The 25,152-nt window shown below is 42.7% G+C and carries 36 protein-coding genes and 1 tRNA gene; 29 read left to right on the top strand and 8 right to left on the bottom strand.

The window, feature by feature from the left end:
* The first annotated feature begins 379 nt into the window (after positions 1 to 379).
* Positions 380 to 637, top strand: a complete 258-nt coding sequence (locus ACESQI_RS09420; protein WP_002561122.1) for a hypothetical protein — start codon at positions 380 to 382, stop codon at positions 635 to 637.
* A 161-nt stretch (positions 638 to 798) separates the two neighbouring features.
* Here the strand turns inward: ACESQI_RS09420 and ACESQI_RS09415 are convergent, their stop codons facing one another.
* The gene (locus ACESQI_RS09415; RefSeq protein ID WP_195660621.1) at positions 799 to 954 is read right to left on the bottom strand and encodes a hypothetical protein; all 156 of its coding nucleotides are present in this window, start codon (positions 952 to 954) and stop codon (positions 799 to 801) included.
* 625 nt (positions 955 to 1,579) lie between these two features.
* Positions 1,580 to 1,653: transfer RNA gene (locus ACESQI_RS09410), tRNA-Ala, on the bottom strand.
* Between the two features lie 193 nt (positions 1,654 to 1,846).
* Here ACESQI_RS09410 and ACESQI_RS09405 point away from each other — a divergent pair.
* Positions 1,847 to 3,136, top strand: a complete 1,290-nt coding sequence (locus ACESQI_RS09405; protein WP_237977294.1) for a phage integrase SAM-like domain-containing protein — start codon at positions 1,847 to 1,849, stop codon at positions 3,134 to 3,136.
* A gap of 38 nt (positions 3,137 to 3,174) precedes the next feature.
* Positions 3,175 to 3,411 (top strand): hypothetical protein, encoded by a 237-nt coding sequence (locus tag ACESQI_RS09400; RefSeq protein ID WP_007486271.1) that lies wholly within the window; start codon positions 3,175 to 3,177, stop codon positions 3,409 to 3,411.
* Here ACESQI_RS09400 and ACESQI_RS09395 read toward each other — a convergent pair.
* From ACESQI_RS09395 to ACESQI_RS09385, 3 genes are all read right to left on the bottom strand, one after another.
* Positions 3,398 to 3,703 (bottom strand): hypothetical protein, encoded by a 306-nt coding sequence (locus tag ACESQI_RS09395; RefSeq protein ID WP_373125915.1) that lies wholly within the window; start codon positions 3,701 to 3,703, stop codon positions 3,398 to 3,400. The two genes, ACESQI_RS09400 and ACESQI_RS09395, sit on opposite strands and share 14 nt — an antisense overlap.
* A gap of 19 nt (positions 3,704 to 3,722) precedes the next feature.
* Complete coding sequence (locus ACESQI_RS09390; protein ID WP_373125913.1) at positions 3,723 to 4,223, bottom strand: hypothetical protein; 501 nt, start codon at positions 4,221 to 4,223, stop codon at positions 3,723 to 3,725.
* An 82-nt stretch (positions 4,224 to 4,305) separates the two neighbouring features.
* A complete protein-coding gene (locus ACESQI_RS09385) occupies positions 4,306 to 4,728 on the bottom strand; it encodes a helix-turn-helix domain-containing protein (protein WP_373125911.1) in 423 nt (140 codons plus the stop codon).
* A gap of 109 nt (positions 4,729 to 4,837) precedes the next feature.
* Here ACESQI_RS09385 and ACESQI_RS09380 point away from each other — a divergent pair, with 109 nt between their 5' ends.
* From ACESQI_RS09380 to ACESQI_RS09260, 25 genes are all read left to right on the top strand, one after another.
* A complete protein-coding gene (locus ACESQI_RS09380) occupies positions 4,838 to 5,029 on the top strand; it encodes a hypothetical protein (protein ID WP_373125909.1) in 192 nt (63 codons plus the stop codon).
* A 3-nt stretch (positions 5,030 to 5,032) separates the two neighbouring features.
* Complete coding sequence (locus ACESQI_RS09375; RefSeq protein ID WP_373125907.1) at positions 5,033 to 5,308, top strand: hypothetical protein; 276 nt, start codon at positions 5,033 to 5,035, stop codon at positions 5,306 to 5,308.
* On the top strand, positions 5,305 to 5,553 hold the full coding sequence (locus tag ACESQI_RS09370) for a hypothetical protein (protein ID WP_373125905.1): 249 nt from the start codon (positions 5,305 to 5,307) through the stop codon (positions 5,551 to 5,553). The genes ACESQI_RS09375 and ACESQI_RS09370 overlap by 4 nt, the downstream gene beginning before the upstream one ends.
* Positions 5,550 to 5,717 (top strand): hypothetical protein, encoded by a 168-nt coding sequence (locus ACESQI_RS09365; protein WP_289291394.1) that lies wholly within the window; start codon positions 5,550 to 5,552, stop codon positions 5,715 to 5,717. The genes ACESQI_RS09370 and ACESQI_RS09365 overlap by 4 nt, the downstream gene beginning before the upstream one ends.
* Before the next feature lie 24 nt (positions 5,718 to 5,741).
* The gene (locus tag ACESQI_RS09360; RefSeq protein WP_373125903.1) at positions 5,742 to 6,239 is read left to right on the top strand and encodes a hypothetical protein; all 498 of its coding nucleotides are present in this window, start codon (positions 5,742 to 5,744) and stop codon (positions 6,237 to 6,239) included.
* Positions 6,239 to 7,387, top strand: a complete 1,149-nt coding sequence (locus ACESQI_RS09355; protein ID WP_373125901.1) for a DUF2800 domain-containing protein — start codon at positions 6,239 to 6,241, stop codon at positions 7,385 to 7,387. Before ACESQI_RS09360 ends, ACESQI_RS09355 begins: the two co-directional genes overlap by 1 nt.
* Complete coding sequence (locus tag ACESQI_RS09350) at positions 7,384 to 7,662, top strand: hypothetical protein (protein WP_373125899.1); 279 nt, start codon at positions 7,384 to 7,386, stop codon at positions 7,660 to 7,662. Before ACESQI_RS09355 ends, ACESQI_RS09350 begins: the two co-directional genes overlap by 4 nt.
* On the top strand, positions 7,659 to 7,895 hold the full coding sequence (locus ACESQI_RS09345; protein ID WP_007486283.1) for a hypothetical protein: 237 nt from the start codon (positions 7,659 to 7,661) through the stop codon (positions 7,893 to 7,895). The genes ACESQI_RS09350 and ACESQI_RS09345 overlap by 4 nt, the downstream gene beginning before the upstream one ends.
* Complete coding sequence (locus ACESQI_RS09340) at positions 7,892 to 8,143, top strand: hypothetical protein (protein WP_373125897.1); 252 nt, start codon at positions 7,892 to 7,894, stop codon at positions 8,141 to 8,143. Before ACESQI_RS09345 ends, ACESQI_RS09340 begins: the two co-directional genes overlap by 4 nt.
* Before the next feature lie 12 nt (positions 8,144 to 8,155).
* Complete coding sequence (locus ACESQI_RS09335) at positions 8,156 to 8,716, top strand: DUF2815 family protein (protein ID WP_007486287.1); 561 nt, start codon at positions 8,156 to 8,158, stop codon at positions 8,714 to 8,716.
* Positions 8,717 to 8,754: 38 nt separating this feature from the next.
* Entirely contained in the window at positions 8,755 to 9,183 is a 429-nt protein-coding gene (locus ACESQI_RS09330; RefSeq protein ID WP_044166601.1) for a DUF4494 domain-containing protein, read from the top strand.
* Positions 9,184 to 9,802: 619 nt separating this feature from the next.
* Entirely contained in the window at positions 9,803 to 10,000 is a 198-nt protein-coding gene (locus ACESQI_RS09325) for a hypothetical protein (protein ID WP_007486293.1), read from the top strand.
* Positions 10,001 to 10,018: 18 nt separating this feature from the next.
* Positions 10,019 to 11,980 (top strand): DNA polymerase, encoded by a 1,962-nt coding sequence (locus ACESQI_RS09320; RefSeq protein WP_373125895.1) that lies wholly within the window; start codon positions 10,019 to 10,021, stop codon positions 11,978 to 11,980.
* A 19-nt stretch (positions 11,981 to 11,999) separates the two neighbouring features.
* Entirely contained in the window at positions 12,000 to 12,626 is a 627-nt protein-coding gene (locus tag ACESQI_RS09315; protein WP_373125894.1) for a hypothetical protein, read from the top strand.
* A gap of 186 nt (positions 12,627 to 12,812) precedes the next feature.
* Positions 12,813 to 15,134: a VapE domain-containing protein gene (locus tag ACESQI_RS09310; protein WP_373125893.1), complete on the top strand. Its 2,322-nt coding sequence runs from the start codon at positions 12,813 to 12,815 to the stop codon at positions 15,132 to 15,134.
* A 263-nt stretch (positions 15,135 to 15,397) separates the two neighbouring features.
* Complete coding sequence (locus ACESQI_RS09305; RefSeq protein ID WP_289291372.1) at positions 15,398 to 15,667, top strand: VRR-NUC domain-containing protein; 270 nt, start codon at positions 15,398 to 15,400, stop codon at positions 15,665 to 15,667.
* A complete protein-coding gene (locus ACESQI_RS09300; protein WP_373125891.1) occupies positions 15,664 to 17,151 on the top strand; it encodes an SNF2-related protein in 1,488 nt (495 codons plus the stop codon). The genes ACESQI_RS09305 and ACESQI_RS09300 overlap by 4 nt, the downstream gene beginning before the upstream one ends.
* Positions 17,148 to 17,741, top strand: coding sequence for a hypothetical protein (locus tag ACESQI_RS09295; protein WP_373125889.1), 594 nt, complete (start codon positions 17,148 to 17,150; stop codon positions 17,739 to 17,741). Before ACESQI_RS09300 ends, ACESQI_RS09295 begins: the two co-directional genes overlap by 4 nt.
* 338 nt (positions 17,742 to 18,079) lie before the next feature.
* A complete protein-coding gene (locus tag ACESQI_RS09290; protein ID WP_373125888.1) occupies positions 18,080 to 18,670 on the top strand; it encodes a hypothetical protein in 591 nt (196 codons plus the stop codon).
* A gap of 2 nt (positions 18,671 to 18,672) precedes the next feature.
* Positions 18,673 to 19,203, top strand: coding sequence for a terminase small subunit (locus tag ACESQI_RS09285; RefSeq protein WP_320906315.1), 531 nt, complete (start codon positions 18,673 to 18,675; stop codon positions 19,201 to 19,203).
* Between the two features lie 94 nt (positions 19,204 to 19,297).
* Complete coding sequence (locus ACESQI_RS09280; RefSeq protein WP_007486364.1) at positions 19,298 to 20,476, top strand: PBSX family phage terminase large subunit; 1,179 nt, start codon at positions 19,298 to 19,300, stop codon at positions 20,474 to 20,476.
* An 8-nt stretch (positions 20,477 to 20,484) separates the two neighbouring features.
* Positions 20,485 to 20,931: a D-Ala-D-Ala carboxypeptidase family metallohydrolase gene (locus tag ACESQI_RS09275; RefSeq protein ID WP_320906314.1), complete on the top strand. Its 447-nt coding sequence runs from the start codon at positions 20,485 to 20,487 to the stop codon at positions 20,929 to 20,931.
* Positions 20,928 to 21,386 carry a hypothetical protein gene (locus ACESQI_RS09270; RefSeq protein ID WP_373125885.1) on the top strand — a complete coding sequence of 153 codons (459 nt, stop codon included), beginning with the start codon at positions 20,928 to 20,930 and terminating at the stop codon, positions 21,384 to 21,386. Before ACESQI_RS09275 ends, ACESQI_RS09270 begins: the two co-directional genes overlap by 4 nt.
* A gap of 96 nt (positions 21,387 to 21,482) precedes the next feature.
* Positions 21,483 to 21,659, top strand: coding sequence for a type II toxin-antitoxin system HicA family toxin (locus tag ACESQI_RS09265; RefSeq protein WP_044166607.1), 177 nt, complete (start codon positions 21,483 to 21,485; stop codon positions 21,657 to 21,659).
* A 79-nt stretch (positions 21,660 to 21,738) separates the two neighbouring features.
* Complete coding sequence (locus ACESQI_RS09260; protein ID WP_320906312.1) at positions 21,739 to 22,137, top strand: hypothetical protein; 399 nt, start codon at positions 21,739 to 21,741, stop codon at positions 22,135 to 22,137.
* A gap of 78 nt (positions 22,138 to 22,215) precedes the next feature.
* Here ACESQI_RS09260 and ACESQI_RS09255 read toward each other — a convergent pair whose 3' ends face one another.
* Genes ACESQI_RS09255 through ACESQI_RS09245 form a run of 3 tightly spaced genes read right to left on the bottom strand, consistent with a single transcriptional unit; the run spans position 22,216 to position 24,362 of the window.
* The gene (locus ACESQI_RS09255) at positions 22,216 to 22,554 is read right to left on the bottom strand and encodes a hypothetical protein (RefSeq protein WP_289291360.1); all 339 of its coding nucleotides are present in this window, start codon (positions 22,552 to 22,554) and stop codon (positions 22,216 to 22,218) included.
* A gap of 1 nt (position 22,555) precedes the next feature.
* Positions 22,556 to 23,113: a hypothetical protein gene (locus ACESQI_RS09250; RefSeq protein WP_373125883.1), complete on the bottom strand. Its 558-nt coding sequence runs from the start codon at positions 23,111 to 23,113 to the stop codon at positions 22,556 to 22,558.
* A gap of 10 nt (positions 23,114 to 23,123) precedes the next feature.
* Entirely contained in the window at positions 23,124 to 24,362 is a 1,239-nt protein-coding gene (locus ACESQI_RS09245; protein ID WP_373125881.1) for a phage portal protein, read from the bottom strand.
* 50 nt (positions 24,363 to 24,412) lie between these two features.
* On the opposite strand from ACESQI_RS09245, the gene ACESQI_RS09240 reads away from it, so the two are divergent.
* Complete coding sequence (locus ACESQI_RS09240) at positions 24,413 to 25,141, top strand: hypothetical protein (protein WP_289291358.1); 729 nt, start codon at positions 24,413 to 24,415, stop codon at positions 25,139 to 25,141.
* Positions 25,142 to 25,152: the final 11 nt, after the last annotated feature.

Here is a 25,152-nt window from a genome sequence, read left to right as displayed (position 1 = left end):
ATCTTATTCAGCTTCCAAACAGGCTATTGTTTTTATGAATATCTTATTGAAGTGTTAATAAATTTCTGATATCTATTAAACGATGTTATAATTCTTACAAATATATGCAGAATATTTGCAAGTGTCCTGAAAGTCCGTATCTTTGTACTGTGTTTTTCATAGTATTAGATTTAAGGTTAACAAAGATTGGCTGTCTGGGATAGATAGCCTTTTTTTTTGTTAGCCTTTTGATTTATTTAATTCTTTGTTCTTCTTCTGAGAGAATGCTTCTTTTCTTCTTCGACAACTCACTTGTTTCTTAATATTGCTTTATTCGCCAATCTTTATAGATCTGTTTTCTGTTACGCTGTGTAATATGTAACAATAAAAATGAATCATTATGAGTGAAATGCATAAAATGTCATCTGATAAGCTGACAACGAGTGAACGAAAAGAGTTGGATACTTCAGAGTTTGGAATACCTGAATTACGGGAATTTCCTATTCATGATGCTGCCCATGTAAGAGCGGCAGAAGCTTATTTCCGGTATGCTCCTGAAGAGTATAAAGCGCAGTTGGCACGTAATATACTGGCAAAGGCACATTTGTTTGGGGTAAATGTGAAGAGTCCTGTGATCCTTGAGTGGGCAGAAAAATAATTAGATTTATACTGTAAATACTGTTATATGAGTATCTTGTGATGATGAACAGGTATTTTGTTTATGCGTATGTTTTCGTCGGTTTGAATAGAAGGAGTTTCTTTTTCAGACCGAGTGAAAACCTTTATCAGAACGATCAGTGGTGATTTTCAATTGATTTTTTATCCTTTTTTGTTCATTTGTTCTTTATTGTTTTCCGCATCATTGTCTGGTGGAGAAACAATATCTATTTCTTTCTTTACCTTATTGGCTTTTATTGCTGATTTTATCAGTGCGAATATAGTTATTGCTATGATAATTGCTATTATTATTTTCATGACTTTATATAATTAAGTATTGTAATCCTAATCTACTAATTTAAATTGGAACGTTCCAATGGCTTATTTGTTCTGTGATTGTGTAATTACTGTTTTAACAAATGAGTGTTATGATGGATAATGTAGTGCGTTGATATTCTGTAATGTTAATTTATGCTTGATGGTATTAAATGAACTATAGGTATAGTTATGATTTATTTTTGATTTAAGATCTTTGGCAACTGTAGAATGAGATGCAATCTGAAGAGCAGAGTTGTGATTAGCTTTCAAATTAGTATCTTTAAGAGGTGCACTTCATTTTTAGACACCCTCTTTTTTTTCAGTAGTTTACGGGCCTTGTTATATAGAAATTTTTGGGTGGAGGTAGTTACTTATTCTCTGTTATAAATGAAAAAAGTGGTTTGAATTGTAGGCTCCAAAACTATAAAATTTAGAGTTATAATCAATCTATAGATGAATGAAATATTTTTTATGATGATATTTCTTTCTTTAAAACTCTTGATGAAAGTATCTGATAGTGCTTCTAATACCAAATTGTTCTTTAGGACTTAGTAATAATGATAACTTATATTTGTGATTAATATAGAAAGATACAAAAACTATGCTGTATAACCTTTAGAAGAGGTGGAGAGTATCGGACTCGAACCGATCACCTCAACACTGCCAGTGTTGCGCTCTAGCCAGATGAGCTAACCCCCCTTTTTCGAAAAGCGTTGCAAAAATGAGGATATTATTCCGAATATGCAAGTATTTTGCCTAAAAAGTAGCTGATTTTAGGCATTTTGGCCGGTCTTTATAAGATCGGCCATTTTTTTATATCAAAATTTTCGGGTTACTTTCGGTTACTTTTAACTATATTTGCCCTGCAAAATTGACGTATAATTGACATAGAATGCCGACTTTTAAATCTGAGATACAAAATAAACGTAAGGATGGAACGTATAATGTACGTATCCGCGTTACACATAACAAAGAGGTTCGGCGTATATCTACGAATCTTTTTGCGACTTCTGATGACCTTACTCGTGGCCTGAAAATAAAGAATCAGCGGATAATCGATATCAGTAACGAACTGATAAAAAAGTGTAGAGACGCCTGTAACAATATGGGTAGTGAAATTCTTTCAATGCCGATCGCTGTTTTGATCGAAAGATTGAAATTCGTCTTACAGGGTGGAAGTACTTTTCGGTTAGATTTTATAAAATACGCTGAAACTAAAATTCAGGGGCTGTCAAAGGGTACAGCCATGATTTATGAGTCCGCCTTAAATTTATTGCGCCGGTTTATTGCGCGTGATGAATTAGATATATCGGAGATCAACGCCTCTTTTTTACGTGGATTTGAAAAATTTATAGAATCCGAACCGTCCCGGCGAGGAAATAACCGTAAAAAGGTTACAGGTAAAGAGGAGGAGAAGAAGGGCGCGCGAGCTGTATCTTTATACCTTTCCTGTATTCGCGCGTTATATAACCAGGCTAAAGAAGAGTTTAACGATGAAGACAGGGGGATAATCAACATACCGTATTCTCCGTTCGTGCATTTCAAAATCAAAGCGCAGCCGAGGACTCGCAAAAGGGCCATTTCTGTTGAAATGATACAAAGTATAATAGACTTGCCATACAGGCCGGAATTGCCCGGAAAATGGTCCGCATATAATCTCGCGAAAGACTGTTTTCTGTTATCGTTCATGTTCATAGGAATAAATAGTGCGGATATGTACTACGCGCTTCCACCGAAAGACGGTGTACTTATCTATAATCGCAAAAAGACTGCTACCCGTCGCGATGATAAAGCGGAAATGCGGGTAAGAGTAGAATACTGCGCTACGGAATTAATTAATAAATATCGAGGGACAGACAAATACTTTAACTTCGCGTCTCACTATTCCAGCTGTAAGACGTTTAATAAAATCATAAATGAAGGATTAAAAGAGATCGGAAAGGAAATAGGGGTCGAAGGGCTTACCTTTTACGCTGCCCGCCATAGTTGGGCCACTATCGCCAGATCGGCGGCCGTAGGAATTGACAAGGCCACTGTACACGAAGCCCTTAACCATGTAGATAAGGAGATGCGAATTACCGATATCTACATAGATAAGGATTGGACGGTCATCTGGGACGCAAATAAAAAGGTACTGGACCTGTTCGACTGGTCCGAATTGGAATTGTTGTATATCGGTTAAGACGTTCCGAATGTTTTTTGTCTTTAAGTAAAAAAGATATGGAAACGCAGAAGAAAATAGATAGTAAACCGGAACAAGAGTTGAGAGAAAAGATAATAACTTTGCTCTTATCTAATCAACATCACAGGCCATCGTGTCAGTTCTTAAAATCGGAAAAATTACCCGATTATAAAAGACCGTTGGATGATTCTACAATAGGGATGGCGGACAGGCTAATCGAATATATACGGACGGGAGATTGTAATGCGAATGATTATGAAGCTATTTTATACTAATAATCTTAATAATTTTATCGAACCAATCAGCCATTTTTTCATTTCTCTTAGTTTTCTTATACCCGCCGGTCTCGTATATTCTTCTTCCAACATGGGTGGCTCGTATGCCTGTCTTTGGGGAGTTATATTCGAATAAATTTAATTCTAATACGCCACGTAATAAGCCCGATCTTATATTTTCGGGTACACCGATCGAATCAAACAGCATGGACGGGGATATGAAGCCTTTGCCGGTTGGGTTTTTCTCTGCGTCAAACGCTAACATTTTATCGATTATCTCTGTTTCGTTCATATAACTCCCGTTCGCCATATTATTTGTTCACTATCTTAGAAAAATCGTCTGTTATATAGAATGTTTCCTTTTGCAATTCTAAAACTCCAGATTTGTTAGGCGCTCGATAGGAGTGTTTGATAGACCAACCCTTAACATACGGATAGTTTTTACAAAAATCGGAAAGTGATTTTTGAGCTTCTCCATACCTGTTGATACCGTCTTCTTTTTGTGAGATAAGTTCTTTATAGTTATTTGAGAGGGTGTCTCTTTTATCTTGATAGACCTTTAGGTTCGACTCTAAATCCGTAATTCTTTTAGAACACATATTGAGATTATTTATTTGTGCATTATATCGCCAGTCGTATTTTACTATACTGTCGATTTCCTGGGGTTCCTCCCATGACACGGATTCGTATCTACCGAAGTCGTCTAAATTTTCTTTGAGATAGTTTTCTACGGTGTTTTTTATCTTATCTTCATTGGTTGAACAGGCGGTACATAAAAAGGCCGCAACTAAATAAAATAATGTATTTTTCATCGTTTTAATTTGACTTTTTATGAGATAAATTTTTTTTATTTCGGCGTCATTCTAATAATTTTATTACTTTTACATGCACAATTTATGCAGTGACCGCAGTATCTTTTTGATTTGTTAGATTTTCTATAGTACGCTGTTGGCTTTCTAACAAGGCTATTAATTTATCCATTTGAGCGTCTTTTCTATGTAAGGCAGACAAAAAATCATTTATATTTAATTCTTCTTTTTCATTAAAAGTGGAAGGTATTACTTTTCCTGTGTGTTTTTCTCCCTTTTTGTCGGTAGCGATTACGGTACCCTTCTCATCCATTTCAATCTTTTCAACTTTAATTTTTGATATTGCCATCTCTTCTAAAGCAATGAGCATTTGTTGTCTGGAAACAGGGATAACTCCTCCTTTTTCATAATTCTGTATGGTGTTCACTGATACACCGATTTTATCGGCTAATTCCTTTTGGGTAAGGCCTAATATTTGCCTTATCCTTTTTACATCTGCTTTATCCATAATAATAGGTCTTATTAATATTAATTAACCACAATATTGTGTATTATACCAAATATTGGGTGTATATTTGCATATATAAATATATATCGATACAAATATATAAATAAATATGGAAAAAGAACGGATTAATGTAAGGGGAAGTATAGATTCTTTAGAGATTAACGAAGTATTTACAATTCCAAAAAAGGAAAGGAAGGCCAGTAGCGTACGTAACACTGCGTATACGGTTGCCGGCGATACTGGAAAAAAGTTCTCTGTATCTGCGAAAACCGATGTAATAACAGTAACTCGTATAGCATAAAATATGATGGATTTATTTACCCTTAAACAGCAGATAACAGAAGCCGCCGAGCTGTCGGCATTGGCGATCACACGTCAGTTATATCCTGCGATGGACGAGGTAAAGTACGAGGAAGCGGTAAAGATCGCAGGTAGTGAGCAATGGTTGAGATACCATATCAAAAAAGGTAACATCGTTCCCATACGTCGCGGGCCCGCAAAAAACTCGCCCATCTATTACAGTCGTATGGATATAGCCGCGACGAAAAAGGCTGAACGGGAATTAGCGAGGTTGATATGAGAAGGAAATATTACCGGTTGGACGCTGAAAAGGCCTTACGTGAGCGGTGTCTTCGCTTGGTCGTAGATATAATGCGTATCATGCCTTGTAATACTTACAGCCCTTTGAAAACCGCGGATGATCTGTACCGGTGGATAAAAGAGTACTACCGGGAGAATCTGGAAAGCCTGACGCTCGATCCCTGCGAAGCTATGAGACAGAAGTATGCACCGAAAGAAACCGAGAACTGGGAGGATATATTATGAGAAAGAACAAATGGATAGGAGCGTATTTGTCAGTCAGTATACTGCCGCTTTTTGTGGATGCGTCCGCACTGCCGAAAATAGGCTTCATTGTATACTACCTGTTCGTAGTAGCTAATCTGATGAACGTAATGAGAATCATTAATAACGCGCAAAAGCGCAAGTAATTAACCATTTAAATTTTTAAAATCATGTTTAATGTAACAGTAACATTTGAAGCGGGTGAATCAATCAAAGCCCTTTTATTCGGTTTAATGAAATCCGTAATTCCTGTAGAGTCAATGCCTGAAAAAGAGCTGAAGCCTACTGTACCAGTAAAACCCACAGAATCGGTAAAACCTGAAAAGCCGGCTGTACCCGAAAAAACAGCTGCACCCGCAAAAACAGAGAAACCGGCTATGTCTGCAAAAACGGAGAAACCCGCTGCATCGGCAAAATCTGCTGAACCTGAATTTTCCGAACTTGACGACGACGCCAAACTGGAAAAGATTAAAGCGGAAGTGACGAAGCTAACGAAAAACCGTAAGGGGGCCGATGTTAAATGGATATTAGGGCAATTCGACGCTGCGAGTGTTTCTAAAACAAATCCTCTTTCTCCGGAAAGCTACGACGACTTTTACGAGGCCCTTACGAGGTATGGAAAAGGAGAGGCACTTACCGATATATTCCCCGAAGAAGAGTTAGACTAATGGCGGATAGGCATGCTATATTAAGTCCGTCAGCTGCGTACAGGTGGTTAGCCTGTACGCCATCTGCTCGATTCGAGGAACAGATACCCGAAGAAGAAAACTTATATGCTGCTGAGGGTACACTTGCTCACGAATTAGCGGCGGTTCTTCTCCTGGAAAAGACAGGGGGACGGGTGGACGATGATACTTTGAAAGCGATAAAGGATAATCCTCTCTATAGTTCTGAAATGCAGGAATATTGCGAAGGGTATGCGTCTTTCGTGGCCGGATTGGCACGCGGAGTACACGTCTATATCGAACATGAATACGACATGTCTAAGTATATACCGTTGCAATTCGGAACGTGCGATGCCTCCTTTATAAAAGGTAATGATATATGGGTGGTTGATTTTAAGTACGGTGCTGGCGTTAGTGTATCTCCTACGGCAAACAAACAGATGATGTGTTACGCATTAGGAGTTTATGATTACCACGCTAAAGGGTATTCTTTAAAGGGCGCGAATCTATTAATATATCAGCCCCGGGCGAGTTCCAAATCGGAGTATAACCCAAAGCCCTGGTACATATCGGTAGAGGACCTGCTGAGATGGGCCGAAACAGAGGCAAAGCCGAAAGGCCGGTTAGCCATAGCGGGTATGGGGGAGTTTGTTCCGGGCCAGCATTGCCAGTTTTGTAAGGCGATTACCTTGTGTAAGGCATGCTACGATCGTTTCTCTGATGTGAAGAAAATAAAAGACAAGCGGGCCATGACAGACGCGGATATCGTAACTGTACTAACCTACGGTCCCCTTATCGCATCATGGGTTAAGAAAGTAGAAGAGGATACGGTTAAACGCCTGGAAAGCGGTAATTCATTGAAAGGGTTTAAACTGGTAGCCGGGCGCGGGAGGAGAGCCTTTAAAAACGAAGACGATGTAGTAGATATTCTGATAGGGGAGGGCTACGAAGATCAAATTTTCGACAGCTCCTTAAAATCCCTTACCGCGATCGAGAAACTGATGGGCCCTAAACGGTTCAAAGAGATTTTTGCAGATGAAGTAATGACTATCCCGGGAAAGGTACAAATAGCACCCGTAGACGATGATCGCCCGGCGGTAGGCGCTTCGGCTGCTGACGAGTACGACGATGAATATGACGAATTATTATGACGAAGCAAGAACGGATTAATAAAATATTAGATGATGCGGGCGAAGCCCTGAAAGCCGAGGGGGTTAAATACTTTCTTGGGGTAGTGGACCGCCAGCCTAAAGCTCCGGACGGGGGACGGGCATACGTTCAGTCGGATATATCCGGGGAGGAATTCGGATATATGTTGGATATGGCCCTGCAAACCTCGCAAGACCTGGTACATGTGGGGATACAATTAGGCCGGTTAATAACCGCGCGGAAACGTGCACAAAAGGAAAAAGATGGGAAAAAATGAAACTTAATGATTTAGAGCCGCTACAGACTTTCGAACTGGACGGACAAAAGTACGAATGTATTGAGGTGTATCCTGGCGGGCGTATCGCCGCTTGCTATGAACTTGACGAGAGCGGTAACTACTTACCTACAGGAGACTCCGATAGACCGTACAAAATACGTTTAATATCGGATATTCGTTTTAACCGCAACTTTGAGACAGACGAGGAAAAAGAATTAAACGATTTATTATGAAAACAGCAACGTACCATTACAGACTAAGCAATTATCAGGGCGGATATACGTCTCATTCCATTAAGGTAGAAATAATTGGTGAGAGTGAAAAAAGCTACCAGGTAAGGTATTTAGAGCCTGGTACGTTCGGGCAGTACGCCGGTACCGTAAAATGGGTACGTAAGCGTAGCGTAGTGATAACGGATGTAAAGGTTACTGTACGGCCGCCTACGCATCCGGTAGAAATAAGATTACCGTACAAAGATTAAATATTAAACGATATGGCAAAGGATAAAGAAAAAAAGAATCCGCTTAAAGTGGTATTAGGTACACATCGCGTAAGTTATGTACATGTAAAAGAACCGTCAAGTTTTGAAGAAGACGGTGACAAGAAGTACGACGTTACCTTTTTAATAAAAAAGGATAGTACGGACGTGGATAAGATAAAGGCCGCCATTAAAGCCGCTTATGTAGCTAATAAGGAAAGCCTATTCAAAGGTTTACCGTTGAGCAGCCCAAAGCTATGGAACCCTTTACGAGATGGCGATGAATGGTTGGAAGACCATCCAGAAGCAGTGGAGTACGAAGACTGTTACTTTTTAAAGGCGGCCTCAAAGAGTCAACCGAAAGTATTTGATACCGACAAACAGGAGATAATAGACCTGGACGAAGTATACAGCGGATGTTATTGTCGTGGGGTCATCGTATGTTATCCTTTCAATAATAAGTCTAAGGGCTTTGGCTTTTACCTCAACAGTCTTATGAAGATGGAAGAAGGCGAGCGCCTGGGAGGTTTCGAAGCCGATCCGGACGATTACGACGAAGACGACGACATGTTGTAAAATAACGGGCGGCGGTTTGTCGCCCTCTTTAATACCCTATAAATATGAGTACACTGTTTGAATGTAAAATAAAATATGAGAAGGTACAGGACAACGGAACGACGAAAAAGGTGACCGAACCTTATATCGTTAAGGCCCTTACTTTTACGGAAGCTGAAAACAATATAGTAGAAGAAATGCTCCCGTTTATCTCCGGTGAATTTACTATTTCCGATATAAAACGGGCTAATTATAGCGAACTATTTTTTTGTGAAGAAGAGGCGGCCGATCGTTGGTTTAAGTGTAAACTTATCTTTATCACTTTGGACGAGAAAAGCGGCGCGGAAAAAAGAACGTCCACGCAGGTATTGGTACAGGCGTCCGATCTTCGTGACGCGGTGAAAAAGCTCGACGAAGGAATGAAGGGGACAATGGCTGATTATAAGATCGGCTCTGTTTCTGAAACTGCTATTATGGATGTATATTAAGATAGGAAAGGAGACAAATATATGGGCGTAACTTGTGTACAAGACATCTACAGATGCGATACTTGTCAATCTGCATTGGACGAATACGGAAGGGGCTGTAAGCACGGGTTATTATTCCCGCTACTTCTCGTTATGACGAATTGCCGTGAATGCGAAAACTATGCGTTTGACCCGGAAAAGGCCAAACTCCAATTACAGAGTTTACAGAGAAAAGAGAAAAAGAGCTAAAAAAAGGTGGTTGTTCGGTGGGTTGGCGGTCACTGCGAGCTATTGAACGGATTTATTGAAAAACTTAATTCATAACAAAAGATATGGGTAAAATAGACTTAATAAAATAAGAGAAGGAGGAGTTTCCTCCCCCTTCAATGCAGCGTATGCCTTCTTTAATGTCTTCTCGACATTCTCATAATTTGATATTATGGTGAAGACACACGCAACGACATTCAATATCATTACAAGGTCTACCATAACTTTAAATATTAAGTTAATTCGGCAATATCGCCTAACACAGAAGGGATTCGAACCCTCAAATAAAAACCTTTCCATTCAGTCACTGTGCTGATGCGAATATAAATATAAATATCAAAATAACCAATAAAGAAAGAAATGAAAATTAGAAATGAGTAAACCTAAATACTATTGTGCTCCACGTTTCGGGCATTATAATATCTACCGTGATGACGGGGACGGAAGTTCGACAAAGGTAGACGACCGACAAACGAAAGAGGACGCGTTAAAGGAAGTATACCGACTCAATGGGTGGGATTATGAACGGAGAGCACAGAAGATTAATAAAGAGCGTAAAACGAGTATCTGAAATTAATTACATAACATTATGAGGCATTTACATATAGACATAGAGACACGTTGTAAGTTAGACGTAGGGGACGTAGGGGTATATCGTTACGCCGAGGACCCTACGTTTAGTATTATACTTTTCGCCTATAGTTGGGACGACGGTCCGACAACCGCGCTGGACATGACGAATGACACTTATCCGGGAGAGAGTATACCCGCCGATGTCTGGTTAGCATTTATCGATTCTAATGTACTAAAGATCGCCCACAACGCGAATTTTGAATATGTCTGTATCAAAACTTACTACGGCATTAGTCTAATTCTAAAGCAATGGTATTGTACCATGATCGCAGCGGCGTATCTGGGCCTCCCTCTTAGCTTGGGAGAGGTGAGTAAGGTATTAGGACTTAGCCAGCAGAAAGACGCTCGCGGTAAAGCCTTAATAACATACTTCTGTAAACCGTGTAAACCGACTAAAAAGAACGGCGGCCGTACTCAGAACCTGCCTGAACACGATCCCGAAAAATGGGCCGAGTTTAAAGAATACAATGCACAGGACGTACGCACGGAAAAAGAAATTTATAAATACATATCCCGGTTTCCCGGTCTTCCTGAACGAGAACGCCAGTACTGGGTTTTGGACCAGATAATAAATGAGACTGGCATAACCGTAGACAGCGAATTTATAAATGCCGCTATTGAGGCTAACGAATATTTTACAAAGAAGGTACACGACGAGATAGTAAGTATAACAGGTGTGGATAACCCGAACAGCCTTACTCAGCTAAAGAAATGGCTATTCAAAGAACTGGGGCACGAGGTACACAGCTTAGGTAAAGAGTATCTATCTGACGCGCTCGACGACGAATTTCTCCCGGATCAAGTGAAGAAGGTGTTACGGTTACGACAATTCGCGTCAAAGACATCAATAAGCAAATACGATACCATGTTAGCCTACAGGCAGAGAGACGGGCGTATCCGCGGGCAGATACAGTTTTATGGAGCCAATCGTACAGGACGTTTCTCCGGACGTGGAGTACAACCTCAGAATTTAAAAAAGACTCTCAAAAAAGATTTAGACGTAGCACGTGAAGCGGTGAGATACGGCTTTGCCGATCTTCTCTATGAAGACGTGCCGGACGTTATTAGCCGATTAACCCGTACGGCTCTGGTGGCGTCAGAAGGCCACAGCCTTGTAGTATCAGATTTTTCCGCGATCGAAGCGCGCGTACTGGCGTGGGAAGCCGGTGAAGAGTGGGTATTAGATGTTTTTCGCACACACGGTAAGATTTACGAGGCTACCGCGGCGAACATGTTTAACGTACCACTGGATATGATATCTCACGGTAGCGATTTGAGAGCTAAAGGGAAAGTAGCAACTCTCGCATTAGGATATCAGGGAGGTGTGGGCGCACTCATTGCGATGGGAGCTTTACGCGAGGGATTGGATGAATCCGAATTGCCTGCGATTGTTAAGGCTTGGCGCTCAGCCAATCCGGGGATAGTAAGGCTGTGGCGTGAGGTAGAGAACGCGGCTAAACATGTGATAAAGAATAAGACGAGTTATGTACTAAAGAAAAAATATTGTAGCCTTAAGTTTTCATACGATCGCGGATACATGTTTATAGAGTTACCCAGCGGACGCCGGCTATCTTATTATGGCGCTTCCGCCGAGAAAGGGCGGCTGTCGTACTGGGGCGTGGACCAGACTAAGAAAGTATGGGTGAAAACAGATACGTACGGCGGCTCTTTAGTGGAAAATATAACCCAGGCCATCGCCCGGGATTGTCTTTGTGATACGATGTATCGGATATATTACGATGCGGGTTTACCTATTCTTATGCACATACACGACGAGATCGTGAGCGAAGTTCCCGACAATGAGGCGGAAGACGCGCTTACAGTTATGTATGATATTATGGCCGTTGGTCCCAACTGGGCTAAAGGCTTACCACTTAAGGGAGATGGATATATAAGTAAGTATTATAAAAAAGATTGATTAAAAATAGAGGTTAGCTATGATGAAGGTTTTAATAGCGTGTGAGTATAGTGGTACGGTTAGAGATGCTTTTAGCAGGTTAGGGTGGGACGCGTGGAGTTGCGATATACTACCTACTGAATCCGAATTAACTAAAAAAGAAGGTAAGCATATACAGGGAGATGTAATACCTGTGTTATCAGAAGGATGGGACTTAATGATAGGGCACCCTCCATGTAATTTTATCTCTTATGCGGGTACTGCAGTATGGAATAAACCGGGTAGGACTTTCGACAGGCTACGGGCACTCAATTTTTTTGCGACACTTTGGGAGGCTCCCATACCCTATATAGCACTCGAAAACCCCAAAAGTTGCGCCAGTCCCGTAATAGCTAAATATAGTCAGCAAATACAACCATATTACTTTGGTGACCCGCATATAAAAACTACGTGGTTATGGTTGAAAAACCTACCACTATTACAACCTACAAACATTTTGCCTAAGCCTAAACCACTTTCGATAGATAATACTTCGCGTAAAAAAAAGAGGTATTTCACGGATGTAGCAACCCGTAACCCTAAAGAACGCGCTCATTTTTGGCCAGGCATCGCAGAAGCAATGGCAGAACAATGGACCGACTATTACTTAAATGAAACAATTTTATGAAGAATAAGAGTTACAAATTGAAATTTTACAGCACTATCATAACTGTATTTCTTTTCGGGGTTCTCCCGATACTGAAACTTACGGGCGTTATCACCTGTTCGTGGTGGTGGATATCCGCTCCGCTGTGGGTTCCCTTAGTTTTTACTTTAATTGTGTGCATTTTATGTCTCCTTATTATACGTCGATATGATAAGTCTAAAATATAATATAACGTTAGATATAGCCACCGCCAGTACCAGGCGTGCAGCGAAGTGGCAGAACAAACGCGTGACTTGGCAGGATATAGTTAACACCCTGTCACAGACTGAACGGACGCCCGAAACCCTTAAACAATATTTCAGCTACACGAAAGATCGCCAATGTGAAATTAAGGACGTAGGCGGCTTTGTGGGTGGATACCTCCGGGAAGGGAGGCGTAAAAAAGGGTACGTGGAATACCTTCAAACGGTTAGCCTGGATGTCGATTTTGGTCCTATAGACATGTGGATCGACTTCGGGATGTTAGGGTATGCGGGTTGTATGTACACAACGCACAAACACCGGCCGGAAGATCCTCGCTTTAGGATTGTAATCCCGCTCAGCCGCAAAGTATCCCCGGAAGAGTACGAAGCTATTTCGCGTATTATCGCGTCATGGCTCGGTATTGACTATTTCGACGACACAACATACCAACCTACGCGCCTTATGTATTACCCGTCAACATCGAAAGACGGCGAATTCATATTCCAGTACAACGACGATAAGATAATGGACCCGGACGAAGTACTGGCCGAGCTACCTAACTGGAAAGACCCGACAACATGGCCGGTTTCTTCCCGGGTAAAAGAGAGAGTACACCATGAGACGTCCGGTAAGATGATGGAGGACCCGGAAGATAAGGGCGGCATAGTTGGCGCCTTCTGCCGGGCGTACACGATCGAAGAGGCGATAGCCGAATTTCTCGACGACGTGTACGAACCATGTACGGAAATGGGAAACAATCGGTATAGTCTTATCGGGGCATCTACATCTGGCGGGTTAGTAGTTTACGACAATAAGTTCGCATTCTCTCATCACGCCACCGACGCCACGAGTGGGATACTCTGTAACGCGTTCGACCTTGTACGGCTGCATAAGTTTGCCGATCTGGACGAAAAGGCGAAGAGCGGCACAGAGGTTACGAAGTTACCCAGTTACAAGGCTATGACTGAATTCGCAGGGAAACTGGGCCCCGTCAAAAAAGAGATCGTACGCCAACGCCGCGAGATGGCGACAGCAGATGACTATGACGAGATAGAGGGGGAAGCGCGTAAAACGGCCACGGCGGACGATTGGGTAGAACGTCTTACCATGATAGGAAAGACGGATGTAGTTGAAAGCACGATAGATAACGCCTGCATAATACTCGGTAACGATGAAAATCTAAAAGGGAGATTAAGGCTCAACAGTCATTCGATGAAAGATGAAGTCGTAAAACCATTTATGTGGGACAGGGATGTAATAAGATACCCCAGGCAACTTGACGATAACGACTTAAATCAGATACGCCGATATATGGAAAAATGCTACGGCGTAAAAGGAAAGGATACGGTTAAGCCCGCAATATACATTACGTCACAGGAACACAGTTACCACCCTATAAAAGAGTATTTGGACGATTTGCCAGAATGGGACGGAGTAGAAAGACTGGACGAGCTTTTAATTCGTCTGTTCGGTGCAGAAGATACGCCGTATGTACGTGCCGTAACACGTAAGCCCTTTTGTGCCGCAGTAAAACGGATATATCAGCCAGGAGCGAAGTTTGATTATGTATTGGTGTTAATCGGAGAGCAGGGCGCGGGGAAAAGCACATTCCTTTCTAAGATGGGCGGAAAATGGTTTACCGACAACGTACGTATAACGGATGACAAACGGGACAACTTAGAGATAATGCGGGGGCGTTGGATTCTTGAAATCGCGGAAATGAGAGGGTTCAACAAAACGGAAGCGGAGTTCTCGAAAGGGTTCATAAGCCGAACGGAAGATATATACCGCAGGGCATATAAAGAGCTGGATGTAGTGCACCCCCGGCAAAGCATATTTATAGGTACACATAACAAAAGCGACTTCCTACATGATGAAACAGGAAATCGTCGCTATTGGCCGGTACAGTGTACAAAAGGAAAGGAGGCAGCTGCGGAAGTATGGAGTTATCTTACGCCCGAGACTGTTGCCCAGATATGGGCAGAAGCCAAAGAACGGGTATCACAGGGGGAAACGCTTTACTTAGACAGGGAATTAGAAAAGGTGGCAAAAGAAATGCAAAGCAATCATCTGGAATCGGATGCATGGGAAGAAGACGTATTACGCTTCATAGAGGATAAAACCGAGGTTACTACAAAAGAAATTTGGGAGTTAGCGATACAAGGAGACAAGCCTATATCTAAGGTAGATCAAAGCCGCATATCTAAAATTATGCGCGTTGCGGGGTGGGGCAGTAAAGTTATTAGTAGGAACGGAGTAAAGGTTAGAGTATGGAGGAAAGAGTAACGCATAGTAACGTAAAAGTAACGCTAAAATCGGTGGCATGTGTTACCTGTAAAATGTTGAATATTAATTGTTTAATTTGCATAGTAACGCGGTAACACTAAAAACAGGAGAAAACCTTTAAAACGGTATTAAAATAGATGAAATTAACAATTTTATCAATTTATATAGGGTCTTGACCTATAATAGAATTTTGTGTTACCGCGTTACCTTGTGTTACCGATGCTTTTAAAGTCGTTATAAATCAATTGTTTAACGGTTACACAATGGAAAAAAAGATAGAACGATATTTAGTGAACAGGGTAGAAAGGATGGGCGGACTTTGCGTAAAGTTCCCTCCTCTATTCTTTGCGGGTTTTCCCGACCGCATAGTCCTGTTACCCGGGGCGCGTATAATTTTCGTAGAAACGAAAGACAAAGGTAAGAAACCTACGGCTCTACAGGTAAGAATACACGGGAAATTAAAGGGGATGGGCTTTCGCGTAGAAGTCCTGGACCGTAAGGAAAGTATAGACGAATTCATGTTAACACTATGATACCAGAAATATTATACAATAAGCGTAAGGGAGAGTACTACAGAACCGATCCTCACCAGGTGGAAGCCTACGAGCACCTGATCTTCAATCCACGTGCGGCGTTGTTTCTCGGTATGAGTCTCAGTAAGACGGTGATTGCCCTTTCTTATCTGTACGACATGATCTATGAAGAGGCTGCTATTGTTAAAGCGCTGGTAGTCGCACCCGACAAGGTGGTCCGTATAACCTGGCCGGACGAGATCGAAACGTGGGGACATTTGGAGGGAATGAAATACAGTGTCATACAGGGCGACAGGAAACAACGGGAAAAAGCATTATCCGCAGAAGCGGAAATATATATAATCGGCGTAGACAATCTCGCGTGGCTGATAGACAAGTACATCTACAAGCGGATAAGTGCGAAGACTGGAAAACCCTACGGCCCCTGGTTAGGGAAAATTCCTTTTGACTGTGTGATAATTGACGAACTTAGTTTATTTAAAAGTAGAGACAGTGAACGGTTTAAAAAATTACGGCGTGCCCTGGATAACAGCAAAGTAGACTATCGCGTGGGGATGACTGGTACGCCCAGTCCTAACGGTTACGTTGACCTGTGGGCGCCGATGCTGCTGATCGACGACGGCGAACGCCTGGGGGATACGTTCGGCAAATTCGTAGACAAGTACTTCACTACACGCGGTAACGGTATGGTGGTTTATGAGTATATCCCTCGTCCCGGTGCGCCTAAAGTCATAGCACATAAGTTACAGGATATCGTACTAACAATGCAGACACGCGATTATCTCGTACTCCCTGAGCTACATACGGATGATATCGAATTAGAAATGTCTCCCTTTGACCGCGAGGTATACGACACGTTGGAAGAGGCGTACGTATTGGACTTTATCGACGGTAACGATGTGACGGTAAAAACCGCTGCTGATCTAACGAATAAGTTACTACAGATAAGTAGCGGGGCGATATATGAGGAACAGAAATACGACGATAACGAAAAGAAGTTACCTCGTGTATGGCATGAGGTGAATACGGTTAAGATAGACGCGTTACGCGGTTTGCTTGAAAAATACCCGGATGAAAGTTTTATAGTCGTGTACCAGTTTCGACATGAAGTAGAGCGTATATGCGCGGCATTCCCGTTCGCACGTGAGTTGCGTAAAGGAAAGGGAACGGTAGAGGATTTTCGTGACTGGAATGCCGGGCGTATACGTCTTTTGCTTATACACCCTGCCGGGGCCGGGCACGGACTTAACTTGCAATTCGGGGGCCGGCGCATGGTGTGGTTTTCTATGACCTGGAATTTAGAACATTATCAACAGACCGTTGCGCGGCTGTTGCGGCGCGGACAGTTGAAAAAAATCTACGTGCATCGTCTGATAGTAAAGGGGACGCGGGATACGCGTGTACGTCGTCGCCTGGCATCAAAGGATACAAACCAGACCTTTTTAATGAATGAGATTAAGGACTTAAAAAAGAAATACCAATGAACACAGGAAAGAAGTATATCAAGTTACACGGAGGCGAGACCCCCGCGAAAAGCGACGAGAAACGCGCTGCTGAGTTTATGTCATGGTACGTGGATAACGTATCCATGTTGAAAAGATACGTGTACGGCGGAGGGTATGAAGTGGATGATGATTTGTTCAGCGATACGATGTTAAGTATATACGATGCGATCGCGTTGAAAGGCGCGAAGGTGGTTAATTATACGAAGTATTTCCTATTCTCGTATCGTGCCGCACTTATTAACCGTGAGAAAAGAAACGCTCGCGCCCGCTTTGTTCCCGTTACGAATGAGACGGACACACCCGCAGCGGAATTTGATAGCCGGGAATATGAAGAAGCGGTAGAGCGGATAAACGTAGAAGTGATGGAGTACGTACGCGGGAATTTTGACGAAATGAGTGTTTCACTTTTCGAGATGTACGTAGGACTGTCGCCCGACATATCGTACAAAAGGCTGTCCGAAATGCTCGGGATTCCCTTTGTTACGGTGTGGCAGTCTATCGGAAATGTGAAAAAAGAGGTTGTAAAACGTTTCGAGGAACGAAAGGACTTTTTGCTATCTATGATATGAATTTGATCTATTTTGTCTTTATAGTATGAATACGATTATTTTTTTGATCGGAGTTGCCGCGCTGATCGTGGTTAACTCGTTGCTGGCCTTTGTGTTAGGTTGGTTGTTTACGGAGGTTTTTCCACTTCCGTTAAAGTTTAAGCCTTTTAGTTGCCGGCCGTGCCTGACGTTCTGGCTTAACGTTTTGTTAGGTGTTGCATTGGCGCTTCTTATTACGCCGTATTTCCCGGGGTCCGATAACCCGGATATATGTACCGTAATTCGTTTCGGCCTTATAGGTGTAGGCATGTTGATGGGATTGATATGTTTTTTGTATATAAAGTTAAAATTTAGAATCTATGAATGAAGTAAAAGCCTGCGGGACAAACTACAGTAATGTTACCCCCGCCTTAGTAAAACAGGTCCGTAACGTAATTTCCGAAGCGGACAAACACCGTTATAGCGTTTCCGCCGTGTATTCCGCTTATAACACCGCTCTCAACAAAAAGGATATACCGCAGTCTTGCAGTAGCTGTTTGCGTAACCGCGTACGGGAGTTGCGTAAGTGGCTTGACGGATACGAAGCATTTTTGAAGAAAAAAGCAAAAAAGGACGATCCAACCCCCGAAACAGATAAGAGTAAGGACGAGGGTACAGAATCGCGTGAAGAGCCGGAAAACGGGCAAAACGACGATAATAATGAGTCGTCAGCAAAAGCCGATCCGGAACCTCCGGTGGCGTTACTTATGTCTACCCCCGAAGGGGAACAATTCAATTTTATCCCCAGCCCTGAGAATCCTAAAAAGGGAACAGTAACGCATGCGGACGGAACGGCGGTAAAGGCGGGAACATATACCACTGATGAGGGAGTTATCGCCGTGCAGCCCGGTGGTAAAGCGACGATAAAGGAAGGCGGCGAAGTGACTAACCCAGACGATGAGCTGTTGTAATTATGTCTTCGCGATTAACGGGTAATAATTTCTGGAAGTTACGCACCAAGCACGGCCGCGATAAGATATTCAGCGACGCGGCCGTGTTGCTCGAGGAGGCTTACATGTATTTTGACTGGTGCGATCGCCATCCGTGGGAGAAAGTGGAACTGGTGAAATACAAAGGAGATTATAACGAAGCGGATATACCGTTAGGCAGGCCCTATACGGTGGAAGGGCTGACCTATTATCTCGGTGTATCCGGTAGTTACTTTCGGTCTGCAAAGAATAATCTAAAGGAAAAGATAGAGCAGGGGAGAGCCACTTCCGACGAAGTGGATTTGCTCGAAGCGATAGAGATGATCGAGCAGGCTATACGCACGCAGCAGATCGAGGGTGCGGCTGTAGGGGTATTTTCCGCCAATCTGGTGGCGCGTATTAACGGCCTTGTCGATCGACAGGATATTACTTCTAACGGAATGCCCTCTATTCGCGTGAACGTGAGGGACAAAGAGACGGAAGAGGATATCGACGAACTAAATGAATTGTTATGATGGACGAAGAAGTATATGGCAAACTGTATGCCGCAGTGGGGCTTGTCTTCATTATAGGTATGTGCGTAGGCGTCTTCATAGGTGTGCTAATGTAATGGAAACTACGAACGTGTTCAGTCGGAATCTTCGTGAATTCAAACGCCCCGGGATACGTAATATCGTGAACAAAGGCGGGACGCGTTCGTCTAAAACGTGGTCTATACTACAGTTGCTATACCTTATCGCGGTGAAGTCGCCAAGAAGACGTGTAATATCCATTGTGTCGGAGACCATGCCGCATCTAAAAAGAGGGTGTATACGTGACTTTAGGACTTTTTTAGAAGATGACGGGCTGTGGGATGATAATAAATGGAACGCGACGGACTTTATATACTGCGTAAATAAAAGCGTTATCGAATTTTTTAGCGTGGATATGCCGAATAAGGTAACGGGCCCGGCACGCGATATACTGTTCATAAACGAGTGTATACACATCCAGTATGACGTGTACCGCGAATTAACATCCCGTACCCGCGAATGGGTTTTCCTCGACTATAACCCCCTGCATGACTTTTGGGTAGATACAAAGGTTTTGAATCGCCCAGATACGGTACTTATACACAGTACTTACAAAGACAATGACATGCTGACGGAGGCACAGGTTTCTGAGATCGAATACCAGGGAAGTATAGACGAGAACTATTACCGTGTTATGGTACTCGGTGAGACGGGTATATACGAGGGGGCGATCATAAGAAACTGGGATATCGTAGAAGGGCTGCCTCCTCGTGAAACGTGGAAAAAATATTGGATCGGAGTAGACTTCGGATGGTCCGCGCCTACGGCAATAATGTTGGTAGTTCTGGGCGAAGGCGGTGAGGTATGGGTAGACGAATTGGCGTACGCTACTAATCTGGATAACCCTGATATAGCGCGAGTGATTACTTCTGCGGGGTTTTCCCGCGTTGAAACGATTTGCGATAAGGCCGAACCAAAGAGTATTAAGGAGCTGAAAAATGCGGGTATTAACGCGGTACCGTCCGATAATAAGGATATAGAACTGGGTATTAAAGTGATGAACCGTTATAAAAAGCATTATACGAAAAGGTCCGTTAATAGCATAGACGAGAACCGGAAATATTGTTACACGAAAGATCCGGACGGAAACTATACCGGAAAACCAATAGATAAATTCAATCATGCGAAAGACGCTGAACGGTATGTGTTCCTAAACCGGCTCAGCAACATTTCAACCGGCTTTGACGTGACAGTCGGAACGACAAGGCGTAAATAATAAAAACTATGATAAGTAAGAACTTTAAGTATGCTGAGTTTTCAGCGAGTGCCACAGCTTCGGCACGCGGCATAAATAATGAGATACCGGAAAATGTAAAGCCTGCTGTACGGGCATTAGTGTTAAACTTGTTACAACCGTTGTGCGATCATACCGGATGGTCTGACCTAATAACGAGCGGATACAGGAGTAAGAAACTTAACCGCGCAGTGGGAGGGGTAGATACCTCACAGCATTGTAGGGGCGAGGCCGCAGACAATAAGTTTTATCGAAAGGTAAACGGGGTGACACGATATATCGTTCCCATTGAGGTGATACGTACTTTGTTGGCGTCCGGGTTGGACTTCGACCAGGCGATAGTATATCCGTCGTTCGTGCACCTCTCATATACCGTCGTGCGTCCTAACCGTCGCCAAGTTTTGTACAATAAAACATATAAAGGGGAAAGACTATGAAAAGAGTTATTTTGACATTCCTTATTCTATTATCTCTGTGCGGGTGTTCCCGAGAATATATTCCTGTAGAGACGAAAGTAACCATAAAAGAGACGGTACGGGATACTGTTGTTATCGTTAAAACAGAAAAAGAGTATGTGCGAGAGAATACGCAGGATACTACAAGTACAGTAGAAACAAAGTACGCGAGGTCTACGGCCGTATGGCATGGCAATAGTGGGATACTCGAGCATACAATAGAAAATAAAGAGAACGGTATACCCGTACGTATCCAGTACATAGATCACGAGGTAGAAGTAAAAGTACCTGCTCCCTATCCTGTAGAAGTGGAAGTACCTGTAGATAGGCCTGTGCGTATGCCGTTAAGGTGGTACGAACGTATCTTACAGTATTTAGGTATAGCCACCCTGGGCGGTGGCGTATTGTGGGCCGGGGTCCGTTTTAAAGGTAGATAGTTAAAAAGTATAAATAGTATATGAATATATACCGTTTTGTTTGGATGGTATATATTTATATACTATTTTTGTAGGGTAAACAAAGCGATATTTGACATGAAGTACAACGAGTTTCACAGACTGATAAAGCAGAAAGGCTGGTTATCAGTCAGGCAAACGGGTAGCCACGTTATTTACGAGAAAGACGGAATACGTTACCCCGTTCCTAATCACGGCTCAAAGGAGATACCGGAGCCGCTTAGGTTGAAAATTGCAAAGGAAATGGGGCTTTAAGCCCCTACCTTTCATTTCGTTTTTTTTTTCTTCGCGTCGGTATCGCTTGTTTATTTTTACTAACTAATATTTTACTAAAATGGATACTTTAAAAGTTATTGTTTCGGGCGGCAAAGACCATTACGGGGCGTGGGCCAAAGATGTGGAAGGTATTTACGGAGTCGGGGGTACGTTAGACGAGGTAAAGGATGACGTAAAAAAGGCGATAGCTTTATATTTAGAATATAATGAGAACGCCCCTGACATGTTAAAGAATAACCCTGAAATAGAATTAATTTTTGATGTGACAGGCTTGGTTAAGTATTACAGCCAGTTTATAACGCTTCCCGCTATGGAAAGTTTAACGGGGGTAAATCAAAAACAACTTTGGCAGTATGCAAACGGGTATAAAAGTCCGCGGAAAGAAACAGCGGATAAAATAGAAAAAGGGTTAAAACGTTTTGCGCGTCGTTTGGAGTATGAAGAAATAGCGGTATAAGTCGGGCAAATGTCGCTTTGATTACAACCTTTAGATTTTTTGTTCGGCGGCCTCCCGTATTATACGGGAGGCTTTTTTTTAGTATGAACTGGGTGGCTCTCTTTTGTCGCATCCTCGTACCTCACACTTTTGTAACTCACGTAAATCTACTTCAAATTTTAGCCGATTAATCTCTTTTATATGCTCCAACTCTCTTGCTTGTACTTCGCGTAACTCCTTATATATCGCGTCTACTTTAGCGTCGCGTTGTGCTAACCTTTGTTCGTAGCGGTCTATCTGTTTTTCGTGTACTGCCAGTTCGGCGTCTCTCGCGCTTGCGTTTTCCTTCCGTGCGTAGGCCCTGCCGTTTACCAACCATTTTACAAATTCCAATCCGCCTAACGCCCCTATTATCGTTGCAATAGCCGACCAATCCATATTATCTACGACGTTTAGGGATGAATATACCAGCGTCGAAAGGACTGACTACTGACCCTTCTCCGCCGTTCCATAATGGGCCACAGTCGCAACCCTTTCCAGGTTTCCATAGCGGGTAAGACTCCTTACAGCTACAGAGGTATCCTATCAAATCCCGCCCTAATTCTTCCGCGTCGTCTTTGATCCATCTTCGAAGCTGTGCAATATCATTTATCGTTACCGCGTCGCTGTTTTCTGAATTACGCAAAGTAATACCCTTGTTTACGATACTGGCCCAATGAAACGGAATGCCCTGATATACGGCATAGAACGACAATGCGGGAGCGATCTTAAGTATTAATGCCTGGTTTTCCGGGGTGATCTCTTCACCTGTTGCGTCTTTTTGACTCGCGGCTTTTATTTGGTCTTTCAGTTCATCGGTGAGAGGCTTCCCTAAAATACGCTCTATGTACATCTTTTGTGCGATGTTGATATATGGTACGAATTTTGTTATAATCGTATCCTCTTTTATCGGACCGTTCTCTCTGAACAGTTCCTCATTTATTAGTACTATTTCCATATCTTTTTTATTAAGCGGCGTTTCGGAACAACAAGCGTTTCAATAGCCTTATTAAGGCATTATCTTTTTTAGAAAGGGTGGCTACTTTTTCTTCTTCCACGATTTCAGCTTTTTCGAGGGTAGATTCTGTCTCCTGTATTTTCGGAAGTACATCCAGATCGTCAATAAACAACGGAGCAGTACCGTTTATTGACGTGAAAATGTTTAGCTTATCCAATATTTTACGCCGCATCTTTTCAATTACGGTGTAGTTATAGAGTACATACGCGTCAATGATTTCGGCGGCGTTTCCGCTGAGATTCCCGGAACCGGATACGCCTGCTAATGTAGGGCTACTTAACCGATGTGCGCTTATGATCTTTTGAAATACGATACCCTCCACGTTATTGTATATATCCGCGTTCGCGCTTGCATTAAATGGGGTTATTACGGGTTTGATCTCATCGTTTTCGCCCCACATAATGACGATGGAGGAGGCGCCTTTTGCACCTGCGAACGCTTCTTCCATCTGCTTTTGAAACTCTGCTTTTTTCTCCTCTGACGGATTACTCGGCATGCTGATGACTACGGATGGCGTAAACCCGTTATCTATGCTGTTATTATAGAATTGGCCCAGCGTACCGTCAGCCTTAATGTATTCTATAGCCGGGTAATATCCGGGTATGCAGTAGAAGTTAAGCCCCGGGGTGTAATCCCAGTGGTAGAAGATATAGGCGATCCCTCTTTTGGCTTTATCTATGCTTCCGGGCCATACCGGAAGTTCTAACGGCTTGTTTTTTCCGCTTGTCTTCGTCCAGTCTTTCGATATTCGGAATGTTACGGGTTTTCCTGTTTCGGTTATCTCTCCAATACGTACCTGGCTAAAATCCTGATGGAACAGTGATACGGTTGTACTTTTTTTGTTTACTATTATTTGCAGGTAAAAACCTCCGAATGTCTTATAATCCTTTGCTACTTTTTCTATCACGTCGTCCCAGGTTTCACCCGGGTTAGGAACGCCTACGTATTTGTCCGCATTAGCTTCCGTATCCCTTACCCCCTTGCCGCAAATGTATGTTACCGTACTTTCTATTATCGAAGCGTTTACAGGGCTTTTACTATTGTAATTTATTACTTCTTGCGGGAATAGGTTTTTACTTCCGAATGCTACCCACCGGTTAGACTTGTTAAGCGATAGTGTAGGATACGCTGGGCTCTCGTCTGCCGCGCTGAGATTTATTACCGTACATTTTAATGTTTCTTTTTCCATCGATAGTCTTTTTTCCTAAAGACAATTCGGGGGCTTTTTGTCTTTAGTGTATGGTTACGATAAAATATAATGGGGTTACGGTATCTGTCCCTGAAAATTGGGATGATATCACGTTGGGATTGTACGAGACATTCAGTACAGATATCCCAGAAACGACGCGGGAACGTGTTGCATGGGTTGCACGTATCTGTATGGTTGACGCTGAATTATTATTAAGCTGGCCCGCGGAAATATTTAATACGATAGTGGACTGTATGGGTTTTCTTTTTACGGATAATCCTGCAGCGCCCGATCCTACATTAGAAATAGACGGAGTTACTTATGTCGTGCCTGTAGAGGATAAATTAAGTTTAGGTGCGTGGATAGATGCGGAAGAGGTACAAAAGAAAGGGGAGAACGTGATCTCTAACATACTGGCTATAGTATGCCGCCCTGTAGGAGAAGAGTATAACTACGAGAATAACGAAAAGCGGGCGGCTATGTTTGCCGCGCTCCCTGTAAGTAAGGTTTTAGGCGTGCTGGCTTTTTTTTTACACTACAGCAACGTGTTACATCGACGTACTCAGTCCTATACAAACCTGGTAGAGTTAGTAGACCGGTTGCCGCGGAATATACTTCTTTCGCGCGTTCGTGGGGGTGGTATAAAATTATCGCTGATCTGGCCTGCGATCAAATATTACGCTTTGACGATATCACTTCGCTACCACTTACGACGGCGTTCAACTTCCTTTTATACAAAGGGGATAAGGAAAGAGCGGAAGAAGCGCAAAGAAAATTAGACAGGTTCATT

It is taken from the genome of Bacteroides sp. HPS0048, from assembly GCF_964240755.1.
GTDB classification, from domain to species: domain Bacteria; phylum Bacteroidota; class Bacteroidia; order Bacteroidales; family Bacteroidaceae; genus Bacteroides; species Bacteroides nordii.
The sequence above is the reverse complement of the archived record's forward strand: the minus strand, read 5'-3'. Positions and strand labels throughout refer to the sequence as shown.

Excerpts from the sequence above, each read along its gene's own strand:
- ACESQI_RS09275 (WP_320906314.1), top strand. The coding sequence starts at position 20,485 with ATGATAAGTAAGAACTTTAAGTATGCTGAGTTTTCAGCGAGTGCCACA.
- ACESQI_RS09370 (WP_373125905.1), top strand. The coding sequence starts at position 5,305 with ATGAGAAGGAAATATTACCGGTTGGACGCTGAAAAGGCCTTACGTGAG.
- ACESQI_RS09360 (WP_373125903.1), top strand. The coding sequence starts at position 5,742 with ATGTTTAATGTAACAGTAACATTTGAAGCGGGTGAATCAATCAAAGCC.
- ACESQI_RS09245 (WP_373125881.1), bottom strand. The coding sequence starts at position 24,362 with ATGGAAAAAGAAACATTAAAATGTACGGTAATAAATCTCAGCGCGGCA.
- ACESQI_RS09345 (WP_007486283.1), top strand. The coding sequence starts at position 7,659 with ATGAAACTTAATGATTTAGAGCCGCTACAGACTTTCGAACTGGACGGA.
- ACESQI_RS09365 (WP_289291394.1), top strand. The coding sequence starts at position 5,550 with ATGAGAAAGAACAAATGGATAGGAGCGTATTTGTCAGTCAGTATACTG.
- ACESQI_RS09385 (WP_373125911.1), bottom strand. The coding sequence starts at position 4,728 with ATGGATAAAGCAGATGTAAAAAGGATAAGGCAAATATTAGGCCTTACC.
- ACESQI_RS09310 (WP_373125893.1), top strand. The coding sequence starts at position 12,813 with ATGATAAGTCTAAAATATAATATAACGTTAGATATAGCCACCGCCAGT.
- ACESQI_RS09395 (WP_373125915.1), bottom strand. The coding sequence starts at position 3,703 with ATGAACGAAACAGAGATAATCGATAAAATGTTAGCGTTTGACGCAGAG.
- ACESQI_RS09415 (WP_195660621.1), bottom strand. The coding sequence starts at position 954 with ATGAAAATAATAATAGCAATTATCATAGCAATAACTATATTCGCACTG.
- ACESQI_RS09350 (WP_373125899.1), top strand. The coding sequence starts at position 7,384 with ATGACGAAGCAAGAACGGATTAATAAAATATTAGATGATGCGGGCGAA.
- ACESQI_RS09295 (WP_373125889.1), top strand. The coding sequence starts at position 17,148 with ATGAACACAGGAAAGAAGTATATCAAGTTACACGGAGGCGAGACCCCC.
- ACESQI_RS09300 (WP_373125891.1), top strand. The coding sequence starts at position 15,664 with ATGATACCAGAAATATTATACAATAAGCGTAAGGGAGAGTACTACAGA.
- ACESQI_RS09390 (WP_373125913.1), bottom strand. The coding sequence starts at position 4,223 with ATGAAAAATACATTATTTTATTTAGTTGCGGCCTTTTTATGTACCGCC.
- ACESQI_RS09280 (WP_007486364.1), top strand. The coding sequence starts at position 19,298 with ATGGAAACTACGAACGTGTTCAGTCGGAATCTTCGTGAATTCAAACGC.
- ACESQI_RS09255 (WP_289291360.1), bottom strand. The coding sequence starts at position 22,554 with ATGGATTGGTCGGCTATTGCAACGATAATAGGGGCGTTAGGCGGATTG.
- ACESQI_RS09290 (WP_373125888.1), top strand. The coding sequence starts at position 18,080 with ATGAATGAAGTAAAAGCCTGCGGGACAAACTACAGTAATGTTACCCCC.
- ACESQI_RS09250 (WP_373125883.1), bottom strand. The coding sequence starts at position 23,113 with ATGGAAATAGTACTAATAAATGAGGAACTGTTCAGAGAGAACGGTCCG.
- ACESQI_RS09400 (WP_007486271.1), top strand. The coding sequence starts at position 3,175 with ATGGAAACGCAGAAGAAAATAGATAGTAAACCGGAACAAGAGTTGAGA.
- ACESQI_RS09285 (WP_320906315.1), top strand. The coding sequence starts at position 18,673 with ATGTCTTCGCGATTAACGGGTAATAATTTCTGGAAGTTACGCACCAAG.
- ACESQI_RS09405 (WP_237977294.1), top strand. The coding sequence starts at position 1,847 with ATGCCGACTTTTAAATCTGAGATACAAAATAAACGTAAGGATGGAACG.
- ACESQI_RS09325 (WP_007486293.1), top strand. The coding sequence starts at position 9,803 with ATGAGTAAACCTAAATACTATTGTGCTCCACGTTTCGGGCATTATAAT.
- ACESQI_RS09380 (WP_373125909.1), top strand. The coding sequence starts at position 4,838 with ATGGAAAAAGAACGGATTAATGTAAGGGGAAGTATAGATTCTTTAGAG.
- ACESQI_RS09240 (WP_289291358.1), top strand. The coding sequence starts at position 24,413 with ATGGTTACGATAAAATATAATGGGGTTACGGTATCTGTCCCTGAAAAT.
- ACESQI_RS09420 (WP_002561122.1), top strand. The coding sequence starts at position 380 with ATGAGTGAAATGCATAAAATGTCATCTGATAAGCTGACAACGAGTGAA.
- ACESQI_RS09375 (WP_373125907.1), top strand. The coding sequence starts at position 5,033 with ATGATGGATTTATTTACCCTTAAACAGCAGATAACAGAAGCCGCCGAG.
- ACESQI_RS09320 (WP_373125895.1), top strand. The coding sequence starts at position 10,019 with ATGAGGCATTTACATATAGACATAGAGACACGTTGTAAGTTAGACGTA.
- ACESQI_RS09355 (WP_373125901.1), top strand. The coding sequence starts at position 6,239 with ATGGCGGATAGGCATGCTATATTAAGTCCGTCAGCTGCGTACAGGTGG.
- ACESQI_RS09270 (WP_373125885.1), top strand. The coding sequence starts at position 20,928 with ATGAAAAGAGTTATTTTGACATTCCTTATTCTATTATCTCTGTGCGGG.
- ACESQI_RS09340 (WP_373125897.1), top strand. The coding sequence starts at position 7,892 with ATGAAAACAGCAACGTACCATTACAGACTAAGCAATTATCAGGGCGGA.
- ACESQI_RS09265 (WP_044166607.1), top strand. The coding sequence starts at position 21,483 with ATGAAGTACAACGAGTTTCACAGACTGATAAAGCAGAAAGGCTGGTTA.
- ACESQI_RS09305 (WP_289291372.1), top strand. The coding sequence starts at position 15,398 with ATGGAAAAAAAGATAGAACGATATTTAGTGAACAGGGTAGAAAGGATG.
- ACESQI_RS09315 (WP_373125894.1), top strand. The coding sequence starts at position 12,000 with ATGATGAAGGTTTTAATAGCGTGTGAGTATAGTGGTACGGTTAGAGAT.
- ACESQI_RS09335 (WP_007486287.1), top strand. The coding sequence starts at position 8,156 with ATGGCAAAGGATAAAGAAAAAAAGAATCCGCTTAAAGTGGTATTAGGT.
- ACESQI_RS09260 (WP_320906312.1), top strand. The coding sequence starts at position 21,739 with ATGGATACTTTAAAAGTTATTGTTTCGGGCGGCAAAGACCATTACGGG.